The organism is Micromonospora sp. KLBMP9576 (genome assembly GCF_050941805.1).
Classification (GTDB): Bacteria; Actinomycetota; Actinomycetes; order Mycobacteriales; family Micromonosporaceae; genus Micromonospora.
Genome location: NZ_CP194567.1, coordinates 4,427,476 through 4,445,072, shown reverse-complemented (window position 1 = coordinate 4,445,072; position 17,597 = coordinate 4,427,476). Strand labels below are relative to the sequence as shown.

Genomic DNA, 17,597 nt, shown 5'->3' with positions numbered 1-17,597 from the left:
TTCGGCACGTCGCGGCGCGTCTTACCGTCGGCGTGGAACGCGGCACCGGACGGCGGGGGAGGTGGTGACCATGCCGGTGGCAGCACGTGTGCGTCAACCCTTCGAGACCGATGAGGATGCCATGACCATCGACCTGACCGCCCTCGGCTGGGACGCCGACCGGGCGGCACACGCACCACGACGCGGCGGGCACCGGCCGGGCCGGGTGGCCCGGGTGGACCGCGGGGTCTGCACCGTGCTCTGCGCGCACGGCCCGGTCCGCGCCACCCTGGGCGGGGCGGTCCTGGCCGCCGCCGCCCGCGACCTGACGCACCTGCCCTGCGCCGGGGACTGGGTGCTGCTGGGCACCTGGCCCGACCGTAACGTCACCGTGGAGGCGGTGCTGCCGCGGCGTACCGCCCTCGTGCGGCGCACCGCCGGCAAGGACGCCAGCGGCCAGGTGCTGGCCGCCAACCTGGACGCCGCCGCCGTGGTGGAGCCGGTGCACCCGGAACCGGACGTCGGCCGGATCGAACGGCTGCTCTCCCTGGCGTACGAGTCCGGGGCCCGGCCGCTGGTCGTGCTCACCAAGGCAGACCTGGCGGCCGACCCGGCGGCCGTCGCCCGTCAACTCGCCGAGGTGGCCCCCGGGGTGCCGGTGCTGGCCGTCAGCGCCGAGCGGGGCACCGGGCTCGACCCGCTGCGCGCCGAGGTGGTCCCCGGGCGCACGCTCGGCCTGCTCGGCCCGTCCGGCGCCGGCAAGTCGAGCCTGGTCAACGCGCTCGCCGGGGTGGCGCTGATGCCCACCCAGGCGATCCGGCGCGTCGACGGCAAGGGCCGGCACACCACCACCTGGCGGGCGCTGCTCCCGGTGCCCGGCGGCGGGGCGGTGCTGGACACCCCGGGGGTGCGGGCGGTGGGTCTGCTCGACGGCTCGGCGGGCCTGGACCGGGCGTTCGCCGACATCGCCGAGCTGGCGACCGGCTGCCGGTACGCCGACTGCGGGCACGACCGGGAGCCCGCCTGCGCGGTGCGCGCGGCGCTGGACGACGGCGAGCTGCCGGCGCGGCGCTGGGAGAGCTGGCGAAAGCTGCAGCGGGAGTTGGCCTTCGAGAGCCGGCGGCGGGAGGTCCGGTTGGCCGCTGACCGGCGTGGTGGTTGGCGGCGCGGGCGGCGGCCCACCGCTCGGCCCTGATCTTGCGGGTGGCCGTGCCGCGGGTGGTTGTGAAAGATTGACCATCGAAGGGTGTGTGTCCCTTTCCGTTGATTGGAGCTGCATGAAAAGACGATGGTTTGCCCCCCTCATCGCGGGGCTGCTGCTGGCCGGGATCGCGAGCCCGGGGGTGGCTCAGGCCCAGGCGGAGAAGCGCGTCCACAACGGAATGCAGATCGTCTTCAGTGCGACGAACCCTGGGTTCTGCACGATCGGCGCGGTCGGCACGGACGACTACGGCCGTGAGATCGCCATCTCGGCGGGCCACTGCATAAAGGATCTGGGGTACGCCGACCGGGAGGTCCACGAGGACATCTTCCCCGTCTATCACCGGCAGGACGTCGCGTACGGCCCGATCGGGTACGTGCGGTATTTCAAGGACGCCGAGGGCTCGATGACCGGTCACCTGACCAAGGACTACATGGTCATCGAGCTCGTCGAGAGTGTGACGCTGTCGTCGCAGGGGCCGCGTCTCAAGCAGACGGGTGAGATGGAGGTCCCCGGCGGCACCGTCAGCCCGAACGCCCTGAGCCCCGCGCTGGACAACGAGCGGCTGCTCGGGGCCGCGTTGTTGAACAATAACGAGCTGGTGGTGTCGGGGCAGCTTGGTATCTGGTACGGGCGGGTCACCAACAACACCAACGGCGTCTACCAGTGCTGGGCCAAGGCCAAGGCGGGTGACTCGGGCGGGCCGGCGATCTGGCATGTGCCCGGCAGCGCCTACCCGTCGGAGCAGAACGGTGGTCAGGCCGAGGGGCCGTGGGCCGGGATCACCAAGGGGATCATCGTGAGCCTGCCGCTGTACGTCTACACCAGTTCGGCGAACATCCTCGCCGACCTGCGGGCCCGCGACGCCGCCGACCCCGCCGACGTCTACGGAGCGGGTTTCGAGGTGACCGACAACCCGTAGGCGGCCGACCGGGCGCATTGCGCCACCGTCCGGGATCACCAGCCGAGGCTGATGATGACGGGGTTGAGCTGCCGCAACGAGTCGGCGCGGGAAAGTGTCGGAGCCCGGAGCTAGAGTTGCCGGGGCGACTTTCCTGCGCCGACTCGACCGCTCGGTATGCCATCAGAGCGGGGCAATAACCTCATCCTCGTCAAACCTGGAGTAGTTGGACAGTGGCCGACCGACTGATCATCCGTGGCGCGCGTGAGCACAACCTGCGTGACGTCAGTCTCGACCTGCCCCGGGACGCTCTGATCGTCTTCACGGGGCTCTCCGGGTCGGGCAAGTCGAGCCTGGCCTTCGACACGATCTTCGCCGAGGGGCAGCGCCGCTACGTCGAGTCGCTGTCGTCGTACGCGCGGCAGTTCCTCGGCCAGATGGACAAACCGGACGTCGACTTCATCGAGGGCCTGAGCCCGGCGGTCTCCATCGACCAGAAGTCCACCTCGCGCAACCCGCGCTCGACGGTGGGCACCATCACCGAGGTCTACGACTACCTCCGGCTGCTCTTCGCCCGCATCGGCGAGCCGCACTGCCCGGTCTGCGGTGAGCGGATCTCCCGGCAGACCCCGCAGCAGATCGTCGACCGGGTCCTCGCGATGGCCGAGGGCACCCGGTTCATGGTGCTCTCGCCGGTGATCCGGGGTCGCAAGGGCGAATACGTCGACCTCTTCGCCGAGTTGCAGGGCAAGGGCTACGCGCGGGCCCGGGTCGACGGGGTGGTGCACCAGCTGACCGAGCCGCCGAAGCTGAAGAAGCAGGAGAAGCACACGATCGAGGTGGTGATCGACCGCCTCACCGTCAAGCCGAGCGCCAAACAGCGGCTGACCGACTCCGTCGAGGCGGCCCTCGGCCTCTCCAACGGTCTGGTGCTGCTCGACTTCGTCGACCTGCCCGAGGACGATCCGGAGCGCGAGCGACGCTACTCCGAGCATCTGGCCTGCCCCAACGACCACCCGCTCGCGATCGAGGACCTGGAGCCCAGGGTCTTCTCCTTCAACGCGCCCTACGGCGCGTGCCCCGAGTGCACCGGCCTCGGCACCAAGAAGGAGGTCGACCCCGAGCTGCTCGTCCCCGACCCGGAGCGTTCCCTGCGCGACGGCGCGATCCTGCCCTGGTCCACCGGTCACAACCTGGAATACTTCCTGCGTCTGCTGGAGGCCCTCGGCGCCGCCGAGCACTTCGACGTCGACACGCCCTGGCGGGCCCTGCCGTCGCGGGCGCAGAAGACGATCCTGCACGGCTCCGACGACCAGGTGCACGTGCGCTACCGCAACAAGTTCGGCCGCGAGCGCTCCTACTACACCGGCTTCGAGGGCGTGGTGCAGTGGATCGAGCGCCGGCACACCGACACCGAGTCGGAGTGGTCGCGGGAGAAGTACGAGGGCTACATGCGCGACGTGCCCTGCGCGGCGTGCGGCGGCGCCCGGCTCAAGCCCGAGGTGCTCGCGGTCACCCTGGCCGGCAGGAGCATCGCCGAGGTCTGCAACCTCTCCGTCGGGGAGGCCGCCGACCTGCTCGCCGGCATCGAGCTGACCGACCGGCAGAAGATGATCGCCGAGCGGGTGCTGAAGGAGATCAACGCCCGGCTGAAGTTCCTGCTCGACGTCGGCCTGGACTACCTCTCGCTGGACCGCCCGGCCGGCACCCTCTCCGGCGGGGAGGCGCAGCGCATCCGGCTGGCCACCCAGATCGGCTCCGGCCTGGTCGGCGTGCTCTACGTGCTCGACGAGCCGTCGATCGGCCTGCACCAGCGCGACAACCACCGGCTCATCGAGACCCTGGTCCGGCTGCGCGGGCTGGGCAACACGCTGATCGTGGTCGAGCACGACGAGGACACCATCCGCGCCGCCGACTGGATCGTCGACATCGGCCCGGGCGCGGGGGAGCACGGCGGCAAGATCGTGCACAGCGGTTCCGTGCCGGCCCTGCTGGACAACCCGGAGTCGGTGACCGGGGCCTACCTGTCGGGTCGCCGGTCGATCCCGACGCCGCAGACGCGTCGCCCGCAGACCCCGGACCGGGAGCTTGTGGTGCACGGCGCGCGCGAGCACAACCTGCGCAACCTGACCGTGTCGTTCCCGCTCGGCCAGCTCATCGCGGTCACCGGGGTCAGCGGATCCGGCAAGTCCACGCTGGTCAACGACATCCTCCACGCGGTGCTGGCCAACCAGATCAACGGCGCCCGGCTGGTCCCCGGCCGGCACACCCGGGTCTCCGGGCTGGAGCACGTCGACAAGGTGGTGGGCGTCGACCAGTCGCCGATCGGCCGCACGCCCCGGTCCAACCCGGCCACCTACACCGGGGTCTGGGACCACGTCCGCAAGCTCTTCGCCGAGACCACCGAGGCAAAGGTCCGGGGGTACGGCCCCGGCCGGTTCTCGTTCAACGTCAAGGGCGGTCGCTGCGAGGCGTGTTCCGGCGACGGCACGATCAAGATCGAGATGAACTTCCTGCCCGACGTGTACGTCCCGTGCGAGGTCTGCAAGGGCGCCCGCTACAACCGGGAGACGCTGGAGGTGCGCTACAAGGGCAAGACCGTCTCCGACGTGCTGGAGATGCCCATCGAGGAGGCGGCCGAGTTCTTCTCCGCCATCCCGGCCATCCACCGGCACCTCAAGACGCTGGTGGACGTCGGCCTCGGCTACGTCCGGCTCGGCCAGCCCGCGCCGACGCTCTCCGGCGGCGAGGCGCAGCGGGTCAAGCTCGCCTCCGAGTTGCAGAAGCGCTCCACCGGGCGGACGGTCTACGTGCTCGACGAGCCGACCACCGGCCTGCACTTCGAGGACATCCGCAAGCTGCTGATGGTGCTCGAGGGGCTTGTCGACAAGGGCAACACGGTGATCACCATCGAGCACAACCTCGACGTGATCAAGACGGCCGACTGGCTCATCGACATGGGCCCCGAGGGTGGCCACCGGGGCGGCCTGGTGCTCGCCACGGGCACCCCCGAGGAGGTCGCCGACGTGCCCGAGAGCCACACCGGGCACTTCCTGCGGCAGGTGCTCAGGCTCGACGGCGCGGCGAAGGGCGCGGCGGCGGCCGTCTCCCGGGCGGCCAAGGCCAACGGCGCGAAGTCACGCGCCCGCAAGGTGCCGGCGGGAGCGCGCTGACGCCCGGTGGCCGATCTGGTGGGCCGTCGGGCAGAGTGATCCGGGTACGGACACGGCCGCGGAGCACACCAGTCGGCGGCAGCCGAGAGAGAGGCGAGGCATGAGTGACGATCAGGCACTGACCGGGCCGGTGGCGCGGACGCGGCGCACCCTGCTCACGGGTGCGGGCGCCGTCGGCGCGGCGGTGGTCCTCGCCGCGTGCGGCAGCGACGACTCGGGCGACGGGGCGGCCCCGATCAGCGGCGGCCCGGCGGTGCCCAGCACCGGCGACGCCGGCGGTGGCGACCGCGAGGGCGCGCAGTCGCTGGCCCGTACGGCCGACATCCCGGTCGGCGGCGGCGCCGTCTATCCGGCGCAGGGCGTGGTGGTCACCCAGCCGCGCGCGGGCGAGTTCAAGGCCTTCGACTCGATCTGCACCCACCAGGGCTGCCCGGTGACGAACGTCGACGGCGGCACCATCAACTGCACCTGCCACTTCAGCAAGTTCTCGATCGAGGACGGCTCGGTAAAGGGCGGCCCGGCGACCAAGCCCCTCCCCGCGAAGAACGTCAAGGTCACCGGCGACCGGATCTCGCTGGCCTGACCGGCCGGCCGGCGACCCGACCCCGGGCCGCCGGCCCGCTCAGTGCGCCGTAACGCCGACCGTCGCCCGCGCGCCCGCCACCGGCTCCCGCAGGGCGTCCGGCAGGGCGCGTTCCAGCAGCAGGATGCCGGCGACGGCGGCGGCGTTGAGCAGCGCCAGGGCCAGCCAGGGTGCGGCGGTGTCGACCTCGTACAGGGTGCCGAAGAAGGCCGGCGCGATCATTGAGGCGATGGCGAAGGAATACTGGAAGGCCGCCAGGTAGCGGCCCCGGGCGGCGGCCGGCGCGACGGCCGCGGCCAGCGCGGCGGAGGCCGGCGCGTGCACCAGCTCCGCGACGGTGAACAGCAGTGTCGCCGCGACCAGCAGCGCGGCCACCACGCCCAGGCGTCCCGGGCCGAGGGTGGCCATGGCGAGACCCCAGAGCGTCCAGAGGACCGCCGCCAGCGCGATCGCGCGGGTGCGCCGGTGCCGTGGCAGGCGGGTGCCGACCGGCGCGGAGAGCGCGGCGACGAGGAACGCGTTGCCGGCCAGGACGGCGGAGGTCAGCCAGGCGGGACCCCGCAGGTCGGTGAGCATCACCGTGGGCAGGGCCAGGGCGAGCATCATGCTGCTCAACGCGAAGACGGTGTTCAGGCCGACGAGGGCGAGGAACGGCCGGTCACGCAGCAGCGCGGCGTACCCGCCCCGCCCCGGGCCCGGCGGGTGTGCGGCGGCCGGCGGGACCCGCACGCACGCGGCGATGAGCACCGCGGCGAGCGCGAAGCAGGCCGCCGCCGCGTAGGCCACCGCCCGGTAGGTGCCCGCCCGCCCGTCGGCCACGACCACGCCGGTGGTCAAACCCCCCACCGCCAGCCCGGCGGTACGCGCGCCGTTGCTGATCGCGTACCAGGTGTCCCGGGTCCAACGCCCGGGGCTGCCGTCGGCGTAGTCGGCGATCGTGGTGAAGACGGCGGACCAGAAGAACCGGACGCCGACGGCGACCACCGCCGCCGCCAGGAAGACGCCGACCGGCCCCCGCACCCAGGCGTACGCCAGGTAGCCGGCCGCCTGGAGCAGTTGGGAGGCGACGACCACCGGCAGCGCGCCCACCCGGTCCGCCAGCGCCCCCGCCCACAGCGGCACCGGGAGGGTGAGCACGGTGGCGGCGCTGAGCAGCACCCCGAGCAGGGCCAACGGCACGTCGGTCAGCCGCAGGAAGTACACCAGCGACAGGGGCAGGAAGAGCCCGTTGCCCACCGAGTCGACGGTGAGCGCCGCCACGAGGACGGCTCCGCCCCGGCTGCGTCCCGTGCCGTTGCCGCCCATCCCGTGCGCCTCCTCGCGTCGGTCGCCATGGGCGGATGCTAGCCGAGGGCCGCTCCGGCGGGCACCGCGTTTTCCCGGCGGCCCGGACGGCGGCGGCCGGCACGGACATCCGTGCCGGCCGCCGCCGTCGCGCGGGTCAGCGGGAGTACACCGACAGCTCCCACAGCGAGAAGCCGTACTCGGTGGCCCGGGTCAGCCCGCGCATCCGCACGTAGCGGGCCGTCTCGGCGGGGAACGCCAGCACGTCGGTGCCGCCATCGCCGGCCGTGGTCGACCAGGCGGTGCGCCAGGTCGTGCCGTCGGCAGAGACCTCGATCCGGTACGACCTCGCGTACGCCGCCTCCCAGGCCAGGGTCACCCGGCCCACCGCCCGGGCGGAGCCCAGGTCGACGGTGAGCGTCTGGTCGTCATTGCGGGAGCTGGCCCACCGGGTGCCCAGGTTCCCGTCGACGGCCCTGGCGGCGGGATAGCCGAACTGGGTGCTCGACGCGGTCACCGCCCTGCCGGCGGCCAGGTTGGTCAGGTCGTCGCCGCGCTTCGCGGGGAACGAGACGACCTGCTGGTAGGTGGGCCGGTTCTGCCAGGCGATCAGGTCGTGGGTGATCCCGCCCAACGGCGACTGGACGATCGCGTCGGCGCACCACTGGTCCCCGGCGGAGCAGGTGTCGTCGCCGGGGTAGGTCTCGGCGGCCGGGGTCGTCGCCGCGCTGCGCAGCGTGTCGAGCAGGACCTGCCGGCAGCCGGCGAGGCTGCCGCCGCCGCAGTGGGTGCGGCCGAGGCCGCCGGAGACCGGGTCGCCGAGCACCGCCCGCAGGTCCTTGTCGACGTAGCCCCACCAGCCGTACTGGAACGCCGAGCCCTTGTGGGTCTGGGCCGGGCCGGTGGAGCCGGGCACGTTCGACGTGTCGCCCTGCTGCTGCCCGGACGGGGACTCGTTGATCTGCATGGCGTTCACCAGGGACTGGTACAGGTCGGGGCCGAGCGGCGTGGCGAACATCCCCCGCACCAGCAGCGGCCACCAGGCGTCGAAGGTGCGGATCGCCTCGGCGTGCCGGTACACCTTCGAGCCCTTGGCCGTCTCCACGCGCAGCGCGCCGTCCTGCCGCCACGCCCGGAGCCGACCGATCTCGGCGGCCAGGGCGGTGTCGGCGACGGGCTGGCTCTCCAGCACCCGGATCAGCTCGTCGAGCACCTCGACGCCGCGCAGGTCGGTCAGCCCGGCCCGCTGCACCAGTTCGGTCAGCGACGCCCGGTCGTACTTCTTCCCGGCGGCGATGCCCGCCCGCAGCGGCCGGTCGAGCAGGTCGCCCCGGTGCACCGCACCGAAGCTGAAGTTGCCGTCGGCGGCCCCGAAGTCCTTGGCCTGCTTGTTGTTCCAGCTCACGTAGTAGTCCTGGTCGACCGAGCGGGGGTGGGCCGACAGGGGGGCGTACGTGGCGGTGTTCGTCGCCGGCTGGTAGCCCTGCCACTCGTATGCGGGCTCGGCCTTCATCGGCAGGTTCGGGTTGGAGCCGGCGGCGCGTACGGGGTTGAGCCCGGAGGTGAAGAACGCCGACTGGGTGGAGTTGACGTAGAACCAGTTGAACGCGTACTCGACGTGGTGCGCCGAGGTGACGAAGGCGTCGGCGGAGCCCATCGCGGCCGGGTCGTTGAACAACTGGAAGCCGATCGCCGAGTCGGCCTCGTGCCGGTACGTCGAGCGGAGCTGGGTGAAGGCGTGCGGCTTGCCGCCGACGGTGCCGCGCCAGGCGACCAGGCCGAGTTTCGTGCGCCAGGCCACCAGCTTGTACGAGCCGGCGGGCGTGCTGTCGGCGACCGTCGGGCTCCATTTGTTGGTGTGCGCGAGCTGCTCCATCGCCACGCACTGGCCCCGGTGGAGGTAGCGGTTGCTGGCGAGGGTGGGCGCGCTGCCGTCGGTGGTGCACAGCGGCACCGCGTACGTGTCGGTGATGTCGTGGGTCGACGAGGTGGCGCTCCAGGCGTAGTCCTGGCCCCGGCCGAGCAGCACGTAGAGGTTCAGGCCGGCGAACGCGGCGCCCCGGGCGCTGATCCCGGGCCCCTGCAACTCCTGCACCATCAACAGCTGCGGGGAGAAGTAGCCGGTCTGCGGCCCGAACACGGCCACCGGGTGGCCGGTGGCGGAGTGCCGGGCGGAGACGACGGCCGCGTTGGACATGCCCCGGTGGGCCGGGCCCACGGTCAGCCCCGACAGCGCGGCGGCCAGCTCGGAGCCGCGGCTCGAGGTGGTCCTGGCGGTGGCGGAGCCGGTGGGGTCGGTGAAGACCGGCTCGGGCCGGGTGGAGCCGGCGTCGGGCAGCGCCACGCTGGCGGCGTTCGGGGAGGCCGCGCCGTAGGGGAAGCTCTGCCCGTCGTGCAGGGTCAGCACCGTCTCGGGGTCGTTCTCGTTGCGGAAGGCCGCCCAGACCCGGTCGCCCTCGACGGGGCCGTACTTGGCGCGGGCGGCGATGCGGACCAGCGCGGACTGCATCTCGTTGCCGCCCCCGCCGCCGAACAGGCCGCCGACCACGCCGGCGATGGCGATCAGGTCGGTCATCCGGAACGGCTCCGGGCCGCCCTTGTTGGTGATCGCGTCGAGGTGCCCGGTCAGCACGTACTCGCCGGGGCAGTTGCGGTCGGCCATGCAGACGCCGATGTAGGCGTTGATGCCGGCGATGTACTCCTGCACGTCGGTGTAGAGCTGTTGACCGCGCGGGCCCTTGGTGCGCAGGGCGTCGACCTGGGCCTGGAGGTCCGCGTCGGTGTACGGCGAGTTGCGCCACACGCTCTGCTCCAGCGCCCGGTTGCCGGGGGAGCCGCCCGCGAAGGGGGTGAGGGTGCCCCGGCCGACGTGGCGCAGCAGGTCCATGGTGAACAGCCGGTCCTCGGCGCCGGCGTACCCGGCCCCGTACATGGTGCCGCCCCGGGTGGTGCCGGTGATGTGCGGGATGCCGAGTTCCCTGTCGCGCACGATCCGGACGTCGGAGCGGGGCGAGTAGTCGCGCTCGACCTGCCCGGACGGGACGCCGAAGGAGGCGTCGCCGAAGAAGCTGCCGATCTGCTCCTCGCGCAGCCCGGCGTAGCCGTAGACGAGGTCGGCGTAGCGGTCGAGCTGGTCGGCGGAGTGCCGGGGCATTGTGCCGAGGGTCTGGTGGGCGAGGATCTCGACGAGGGTGGCGTTGCCGTTCTGGCCGGGCGGCACGATGTCGCCGCACTCGCCGAGGCAGTAGTCGTTGGCGGCGAAGGCAGTGGTGGCGGCTGCGGCTGCGGCGGCCGGGGCGGCGGTGGCGGCGGGCGGGGCGGGGGCCACGAGCAGGGCCGCGACGCCGAGGGCGGCGGTCGCGCCGGCCAGCAGGCGGCGCGCGGTGCGGGGACGGGGCATGGTGATCCTCTGGGGGATGGGGATCAGGGCGTGGGGCGGGTGCCGATCATTACGCGAAGAACATTCGGTTACCGGATGGTAATCGGAGGGGGGCGTGATGGGAAGGCATCGATCGCCATGTCGCCGACGGTGCCGTGAGCATTGAGCTGGGTGGATCCACTCGGCGAGATTCCCCACCGCCCCGCCCGCCCGGCGGGCGGGGCGCCGGGTTCCTCGGCCGGGCCGGCGCCGAGGTCGACCAGCTCGGCGCGATCGGGGCTGTCGGGGCCAGCGGCTAGTCTCGGAGCGTGGCTGACCCCTCGACCTACCGTCCCGCGCCCGGCACCATCCCGGAGTCACCGGGGGTCTACCGATTCCGCGACGGCACGGGCCGGGTGATCTACGTCGGCAAGGCCAAGAGCCTGCGCAGCCGGCTCAACTCCTACTTCGCCGACCTGTGGGGCCTGCACCAGCGCACCCAGCAGATGGTCACCACGGCCGAGTCGGTGGACTGGGTCACCGTCGGCACCGAGGTCGAGGCGCTCCAGCTCGAATACACCTGGATCAAGCAGTACAACCCGCGCTTCAACGTCCGCTACCGCGACGACAAGTCCTACCCCTACCTGGCGGTGACCCTCGACGAGGAGTTCCCCCGGTTGCAGGTGATGCGGGGCGCCAAGCGCAAGGGGGTGCGCTACTTCGGTCCCTACTCGCACGCCTGGGCGATCCGCGAGACGCTCGACCTGCTGCTGCGGGTCTTCCCGGCGCGCACCTGCTCGGCCGGGGTGTTCAAGCGCGCCAGCCAGGTCGGGCGGCCCTGCCTGCTGGGCTACATCGGCAAGTGTTCGGCGCCCTGCGTCGGCACCGTCACCCCGGAACGGCACCGGGAGATCGTCGACGGCTTCTGCGACTTCATGGCCGGCCGCACCGACACCATGGTGCGCCGGCTGGAGCGGGAGATGACCGAGGCCAGCGAGCAGCTGGAGTTCGAGCGGGCGGCCCGGCTGCGCGACGACGTGGCGGCGCTGCGCCGGGCCATGGAGAAGCAGACCGTCGTGCTCGGCGACGGCACCGACGCCGACGTGGTCGCGTTCGCCGACGATCCCCTCGAAGCGGCCGTGCAGGTCTTCCACGTCCGCGACGGCCGGGTCCGGGGCCAGCGCGGCTGGGTGGTGGAGAAGACCGAGGAGCTGAGCACGGGCGACCTCGTGCACCACTTCTGCACCCAGGTCTACGGCGGCGAACAGGGCGAGGCCGACGTGCCCCGCGAGCTGCTCGTGCCGGCGCTGCCCGCCGATGCCGACGCGCTGGCCGTCTGGCTCTCCGAGCACCGGGGCAGCCGGGTGAGCCTGCGGGTGCCGCAGCGCGGCGACAAGCGGTCGCTCATGGAGACGGTCGAGCGCAACGCCAAGGACGCCCTCGCCCGGCACAAGCTGCGTCGCTCCGGCGACCTGACGACCCGGAGCAAGGCGCTCGACGAGATCACCGAGGCGCTCGACCTGCGCACCTCGCCGCTGCGCATCGAGTGTTTCGACATCTCCCAGATCCAGGGCACCGACGTGGTGGCGAGCATGGTCGTCTTCGAGGACGGGCTGCCGCGCAAGAGCGAATACCGGCGCTTCATCATCCGGGGGGCCACCGACGACCTCTCCGCCATGTCGGAGGTGCTGCGCCGCCGCTTCGCCCGCTACCTCGACGCCCGCGCCGAGACCGGCGAGGCGGGGGTCGAGCCGGCCGACGACCCTGTCGCCCCGGCCGGGCAGGCCGCGCCGGAGGACCTCGCCGCGCCGGCCGGCGACCTCACCGCCCCGACGGGGACCGACGAGCCCAGGGTCGGCGTCCTGATCGACCCGACCACCGGGCGGCCGCGCCGGTTCGCGTACCCGCCGCAGTTGGTGGTGGTCGACGGCGGCGCGCCGCAGGTCGCGGCGGCGGCCCAGGCGCTGGCGGAGCTGGGCGTCGACGACGTGGCGCTGTGCGGGCTGGCGAAGCGGCTGGAGGAGGTCTGGCTGCCCGACGACGAGTTCCCGGTCATCCTGCCGCGCACCTCGGAGGGGCTCTACCTGCTGCAACGGGTGCGCGACGAGGCGCACCGCTTCGCCATCACCTTCCACCGGCAGCGGCGCTCCAAGCGGATGACCGAGTCGGCGCTGGACCGGGTGCCCGGCCTGGGGGAGGTGCGGCGCAAGGCGCTGCTGCGGCACTTCGGCTCGCTCAAGCGCCTCTCCGCCGCCACCGTGGAGGAGATCACCGAGGTGCCCGGCGTGGGCCGGCGCACCGCCGCGGCCGTCCTCGCCGCGTTGAGCGGCGAGGCGAAGGCCCCGGCGGGGGACTGACCGGGCGGCCGGCGGGCGCTCACCCGGCCAGGACGGCCAGGATCTGCTCGCCGTACTTCGCGAGCTTGTTCTCGCCGACGCCGTTGACCCCCGACAACTCGGCCAGTGATCCGGGTGCGTCGGTGGCGATCTGGCGCAGCGTGGCGTCGTGGAAGATCACGTACGCCGGGACGCCCTGCTCCTTGGCGGTGGCTGCCCGCCAGGCGCGCAGGCGCTCGAAGAGCCCGGCGGCGCTCGGGGACAGCTCGGCGACGACGGTGGCCGCCCCCCGCGGCTTGGCGGACCGGGACGACGCGACCTTCTCCGGCTCGCGGCGCATCATGACCGTGCGGCGGCGGCCCAGCACCTCCGCGCTGGCCTCGGTGAGGGCCAGGGTGCCGTAGTCGCCCTCGACGGCCAGCAGCCCCTCGGCCAGCAGTTGCCGCACCACGCCGCGCCACTCCGCCTCGCGCAGCTCGTCGCCGATGCCGAAGACGGTCAGCGAGTCGTGACCGTGCTGGGTGATCTTGTCGGTGGTGCGCCCAAGCAGGATGTCGACGCAGTGCCCCGCGCCGAAACGCTGGTTGCGTTCCCGGTCGAGCCGGAAGACCGTGGAGAGCAGCTTCTGCGCCGCGACGGTGCCGTCCCAGGACTCCGGCGGGCTGAGGCACGTGTCGCAGTTGCCGCAGGCGCCGGTGGCCTGCTCGCCGAAGTAGTCGAGCAGTTGCCCGCGCCGGCAGCGCACCGTCTCGCAGAGGGCGAGCATCGCGTCCAGGTGGGCGGCGAGGTTGCGCCGGTGGGCGAGGTCACCCTCCGAGGTCTCGATCATCTTGCGCTGCTGCACCACGTCCTGGAGCCCGTACGCCAGCCAGGCGGTCGACGGCAGCCCGTCGCGCCCGGCGCGGCCGGTCTCCTGGTAGTAGCCCTCGACCGACTTGGGCAGGTCGAGGTGGGCGACGAAGCGGACGTCGGGCTTGTCGATGCCCATGCCGAACGCGATGGTCGCCACCATCACCAGACCGTCCTCGCGCAGGAAGCGCTGCTGGTTGCGGGCGCGGGTGCGCGCGTCCAGCCCGGCGTGGTAGGGCAGCGCGGCGACGCCGTTGGTGGTGAGGAACTCCGCCGTCTTGTCGACCGAGGCGCGGGAGAGGCAGTAGACGATGCCCGCGTCGCCGGGGTGCTCGTCGCGCAGCAGACCGAGCAGTTGCTTGCGGGGCTCGCGCTTGGGCACGATGCGGTACTGGATGTTGGGCCGGTCGAAGCTGGCCACGAAGTGCCGGGCGTCGGTGAGCTTGAGCCGGGTGGCGATCTCGTCGCGGGTCGCGCTGGTCGCGGTGGCGGTCAGCGCGATGCGGGGCACGTCCGGCCAGCGCTCGTGCAGCATCGACAGGGCGAGGTAGTCGGGGCGGAAGTCGTGCCCCCACTGCGACACGCAGTGCGCCTCGTCGATGGCGAACAGGGCGATCCGGCCCCGGTCGAGAAGCTGCTGCGCCCCCCGGGTGCCCAGCGCCTCGGGGGCGAGGTAGAGCAGGTCCAGCTCGCCGGTGACGAACGCCCGCTCCACGGCCCGGCGGGCGTCGAGATCCTGGGTCGAGTTGAGGAATCCCGCCCGGACGCCGACCGCCGTCAGCGCGTCGACCTGGTCCTGCATCAGCGCGATCAACGGGGAGACCACCACCGCCACGCCGTCGCGGACCAGCGCCGGGATCTGGTAGCACAGCGACTTGCCGCCACCGGTGGGCATCAGCACCAGCGCGTCGCCGCCGGCCACCACGTGGTCGATCACCTCCTGCTGGAAGCCGCGGAAGGCGTCGTAGCCGAAGACCCGGCGCAGCACCTCCAGGGCGTCGGAGGAGCGCAGGTCGGTGGGGGAAGCCATCCGGTGATTCTACGAACCCACCCCGACAGCCCGACGACCCGAGCGGGCGGGGCGCGCCGAGCCCCGGTGACGTCACCGACCGGCGGTGGCGTCCCCGTCGCCCCAGCAGAGCCCGCCGATGCCGGCCGCGCTGTGGAAGCCGGGATGCCCGCTCACGTCCATGCAGATCTCGTTGTCGGGGCCGGTGCGGCCACAGAAGACCGGCTCCACGTGGTTCCAGGCGTCGGCCCGGGACAGTAGCGCGGCGCTGGCGGCCAGCTCGGCGCGGAGGATCGTCAGCCCCTCGGTGTAGACGACCGCCTGCTCCCGGGCCTCCCGCACGTCGCCGGCCAGGTAGGTCAGGTGCAGTAGCGGGCCTTGCTGCCCATCCGGAACGCCGTGGCCGCCGCGTTGATCTCCTCCAGGGTGTCCGCCTCGACCATCGTCACCTGGTCGTATCGGCCGTTGACGCCGGTGCAGACCACGTGGGTGAGTTGCTTGGCGAAGCGTGCGAGGTCGCGGGCGTGCTCGGCGGAGACCTCGTGGATGCCCTCCCGGCCCAGCGCGAAGTACTCGGGGTTGATCTTCATGAACAGGAAGCCGATGTATTTGTTCTTCTCTGCCAGATCGTGCACTGCGCCTCCCGGATAGTGGCCGCCACCTGCGGTTATAGCGTGCAGGGTGTGGATGATTACTGAATGTAATCAAGGGCTCCGCCTGTCGGGAACGCGACTCTCGCGCCGCAGGGTACGGCCGGTCCGTGCGCCGGATCGCCACCGGCGACGGTGACCCGGCGCGGGGCGTGTCGGCAGCGCACGGCCGGTGCGGGATAGAGTCGCAGATCGACCACGCGCGGCCGGAGTGCCGGCTGCGGCGCCACGGCTTGGGGGTAGTAGGTGAGCGAGGCGCGTACGGCCCAGGAACGGGGCGCGACGGCGACCGGGCAGCAGACACCGGCGGAGTCGGACACCACCCTCGTGGTGGTGACCGGGCTCTCCGGAGGTGGCCGCAGCACGGTGGCCCGGGCGCTGGAGAACGTCGGCTTCTACGTGGTGGACAACCTGCCCCAGGCGCTGATGCTCGACATGGCCGAGCTGGCGTTCAAGGCGGGCGGGGCGGCCCGGCGTACGGCGATGGTGCTGGACGTGCGCTCGCGCGCCTTCTCCACCGACCTGGCGGGGGCGATCCGGGAGCTCAAGGAGCGCGGCTTCTCGCCCCGGGTGGTCTTCGTCGACGCCGACGACGAGGTGCTCATCCGGCGGTTCGAGAGCGTCCGGCGCTCGCATCCGTTGCAGGGCGAGGGGCGGCTCGCCGACGGCATCGCGATCGAGCGCGGCCTGCTGGAGGAGGCCCGCGACCAGGCCGACGTGATCATCGACACCAGCCACCTGAACGTCAACCAGCTACGCCGCCGCGTCGAGGAGCTCTTCGGCGGCGAGGACGCCCGCCGGCTGCGGGTCACCGTGCTCTCCTTCGGCTTCAAGTACGGCCTGCCGACCGACGCCGACTTCGTGCTCGACGCCCGGTTCCTGCCCAACCCGTACTGGGTGCCCGAACTGCGCGAGCACACCGGCCGGGACGAGGCGGTCAGCTCGTACGTGCTGGGCCAGGAGGGCGCGGACGCCTTCGTCACGTCGTACGCCGACCTGGTCAACGCGACCACCGGCGGCTTCGAGCGGGAGGGCAAGCGCTACCTGACCGTGGCGGTCGGCTGCACCGGCGGCAAGCACCGCAGCGTGGCCATCGCCGAGGAACTGGCTGCCCGGCTGCGTCACTCCGGCCTGGCCGCCAACGCCCAGCACCGCGACCTGGGGCGCGAGTGACCGCGACGCGGGTGGTCGCCTTCGGCGGCGGGCACGGCCTGTCCGCCTCGCTGCGCGCCCTGCGCCGCTGCGCCCCCGAACTGGACCTGGACATCACGGCGGTCGTCACCGTCGGCGACGACGGCGGCTCCAGCGGCCGGCTGCGCGCCGAACGGGGCGGCCTGCCCCCGGGCGACCTGCGGCAGGCGCTGGTCGCGCTGGCCGGGGACCACCCGGCGACCCGGCGCAGCGCCGGGCTCTTCCAGCACCGCTTCCGCCCGGTGCCGACGCCCAACCTCGACGCCGCCACCGCCGCCGTCGGTGGCGGGCACCCGCCCGACGTCTCCGGCGGCGCGACCGCCCCGGCCCGGCGGCCCGGTCAGGGCGGCGGGCTGGCCGGGCACGCCGTGGGCAACCTGGTGCTCGCCGGGCTGATGGAGCTGCTCGGCGACCCGGTGGCCGCCCTGGAGCACGCCGGCGCGATGCTCGGCACGGTGGGCCGGGTGCTGCCGATGTCGTGCGACCCGGTGGGAATCGAGGCCCGGGTCCGCGGCGCCGACCCGGGCCGGCCCGACGAGGTGCGCACCATCACGGGCCAGCACCAGCTCGCGGTGACCACCGGCCGGGTGGAGTCGCTGCGGCTCACGCCGATCGCGCCGCGGGCCTGCCCGCAGGCGCTCGACGCGATCGGCGCGGCCGACTGGCTGATCTTCGGGCCGGGAAGCTGGTACACGAGCGTGCTGCCGCACCTGCTGGTGCCGCAGCTCGCCGCCGCGATCGTCGCCAGCCCGGCGCGCCGGCTCGTCACGCTGAACCTCGCCGCCGAGAAGGAGACCTCCGGGCTCTCCCAGGCCGACCATCTGGCCGCGCTGCGCCGGTACCTGCCGAAGCTGAGGGTCGACCATGTGGTCGCCGACTCCAAGGCGGTGGGCGATCCCGCCCCCGTCGGGCGTGCGGCAGAATCGCTGGGTGCCCGACTGGTCCTCGCTCCCGTCGCGGTCACCGACGGCACTCCCCGTCATGATCCCGCCGCATTGGGCGCCGCACTGGTGCCTGTCCTGGGCGCCGATCGTTAGACACGTACGTAATCTCCGGCGACACGCCGGAACAGGTCCGTGAGGG

At 72.8% G+C, this 17,597-nt stretch carries 12 protein-coding genes; 7 read left to right on the top strand and 5 right to left on the bottom strand.

Annotated features, from left to right (window positions below):
• Positions 1–121 precede the first annotated feature (121 nt).
• The 4 genes from rsgA to ACQ452_RS19360 all read left to right on the top strand — a co-directional run bounded on the left by rsgA (position 122) and on the right by ACQ452_RS19360 (position 5,837).
• Positions 122–1,174 carry a ribosome small subunit-dependent GTPase A gene (gene rsgA, locus ACQ452_RS19375; RefSeq protein WP_433386540.1) on the top strand — a complete coding sequence of 351 codons (1,053 nt, stop codon included), beginning with the start codon at positions 122–124 and terminating at the stop codon, positions 1,172–1,174.
• Positions 1,175–1,256: 82 nt separating this feature from the next.
• Entirely contained in the window at positions 1,257–2,102 is an 846-nt protein-coding gene (locus ACQ452_RS19370; protein ID WP_433386539.1) for a hypothetical protein, read from the top strand.
• Positions 2,103–2,314: 212 nt separating this feature from the next.
• Positions 2,315–5,254, top strand: a complete 2,940-nt coding sequence (gene uvrA, locus ACQ452_RS19365; protein WP_433386538.1) for an excinuclease ABC subunit UvrA — start codon at positions 2,315–2,317, stop codon at positions 5,252–5,254.
• A 100-nt stretch (positions 5,255–5,354) separates the two neighbouring features.
• On the top strand, positions 5,355–5,837 hold the full coding sequence (locus ACQ452_RS19360) for a Rieske (2Fe-2S) protein (RefSeq protein WP_433386537.1): 483 nt from the start codon (positions 5,355–5,357) through the stop codon (positions 5,835–5,837).
• Between the two features lie 39 nt (positions 5,838–5,876).
• On the opposite strand, the gene ACQ452_RS19355 is transcribed toward ACQ452_RS19360, so the two are convergent.
• Together ACQ452_RS19355 and ACQ452_RS19350 are read right to left on the bottom strand one after the other, a co-directional pair.
• Complete coding sequence (locus ACQ452_RS19355; RefSeq protein WP_433386536.1) at positions 5,877–7,142, bottom strand: MFS transporter; 1,266 nt, start codon at positions 7,140–7,142, stop codon at positions 5,877–5,879.
• 136 nt (positions 7,143–7,278) lie between these two features.
• Complete coding sequence (locus ACQ452_RS19350) at positions 7,279–10,521, bottom strand: penicillin acylase family protein (protein WP_433386535.1); 3,243 nt, start codon at positions 10,519–10,521, stop codon at positions 7,279–7,281.
• 287 nt (positions 10,522–10,808) lie between these two features.
• Here ACQ452_RS19350 and uvrC point away from each other — a divergent pair, with 287 nt between their 5' ends.
• Positions 10,809–12,836, top strand: coding sequence for an excinuclease ABC subunit UvrC (gene uvrC, locus ACQ452_RS19345; RefSeq protein WP_433386534.1), 2,028 nt, complete (start codon positions 10,809–10,811; stop codon positions 12,834–12,836).
• A 19-nt stretch (positions 12,837–12,855) separates the two neighbouring features.
• Here the strand turns inward: uvrC and recQ are convergent, their stop codons facing one another.
• The 3 genes from recQ to ACQ452_RS19330 all read right to left on the bottom strand — a co-directional run bounded on the left by recQ (position 12,856) and on the right by ACQ452_RS19330 (position 15,308).
• The gene (gene recQ, locus ACQ452_RS19340) at positions 12,856–14,694 is read right to left on the bottom strand and encodes a DNA helicase RecQ (RefSeq protein WP_433386533.1); all 1,839 of its coding nucleotides are present in this window, start codon (positions 14,692–14,694) and stop codon (positions 12,856–12,858) included.
• A gap of 72 nt (positions 14,695–14,766) precedes the next feature.
• Entirely contained in the window at positions 14,767–15,015 is a 249-nt protein-coding gene (locus tag ACQ452_RS19335) for a hypothetical protein (protein WP_433386532.1), read from the bottom strand.
• Positions 15,016–15,032: 17 nt separating this feature from the next.
• The gene (locus tag ACQ452_RS19330) at positions 15,033–15,308 is read right to left on the bottom strand and encodes a hypothetical protein (protein WP_433386531.1); all 276 of its coding nucleotides are present in this window, start codon (positions 15,306–15,308) and stop codon (positions 15,033–15,035) included.
• Between the two features lie 342 nt (positions 15,309–15,650).
• Here ACQ452_RS19330 and rapZ point away from each other — a divergent pair, with 342 nt between their 5' ends.
• Positions 15,651–16,496 (top strand): RNase adapter RapZ, encoded by an 846-nt coding sequence (rapZ, locus tag ACQ452_RS19325; RefSeq protein WP_433394243.1) that lies wholly within the window; start codon positions 15,651–15,653, stop codon positions 16,494–16,496.
• Complete coding sequence (locus tag ACQ452_RS19320) at positions 16,493–17,551, top strand: gluconeogenesis factor YvcK family protein (protein ID WP_433386530.1); 1,059 nt, start codon at positions 16,493–16,495, stop codon at positions 17,549–17,551. Before rapZ ends, ACQ452_RS19320 begins: the two co-directional genes overlap by 4 nt.
• The last annotated feature ends 46 nt before the right edge of the window (positions 17,552–17,597 follow it).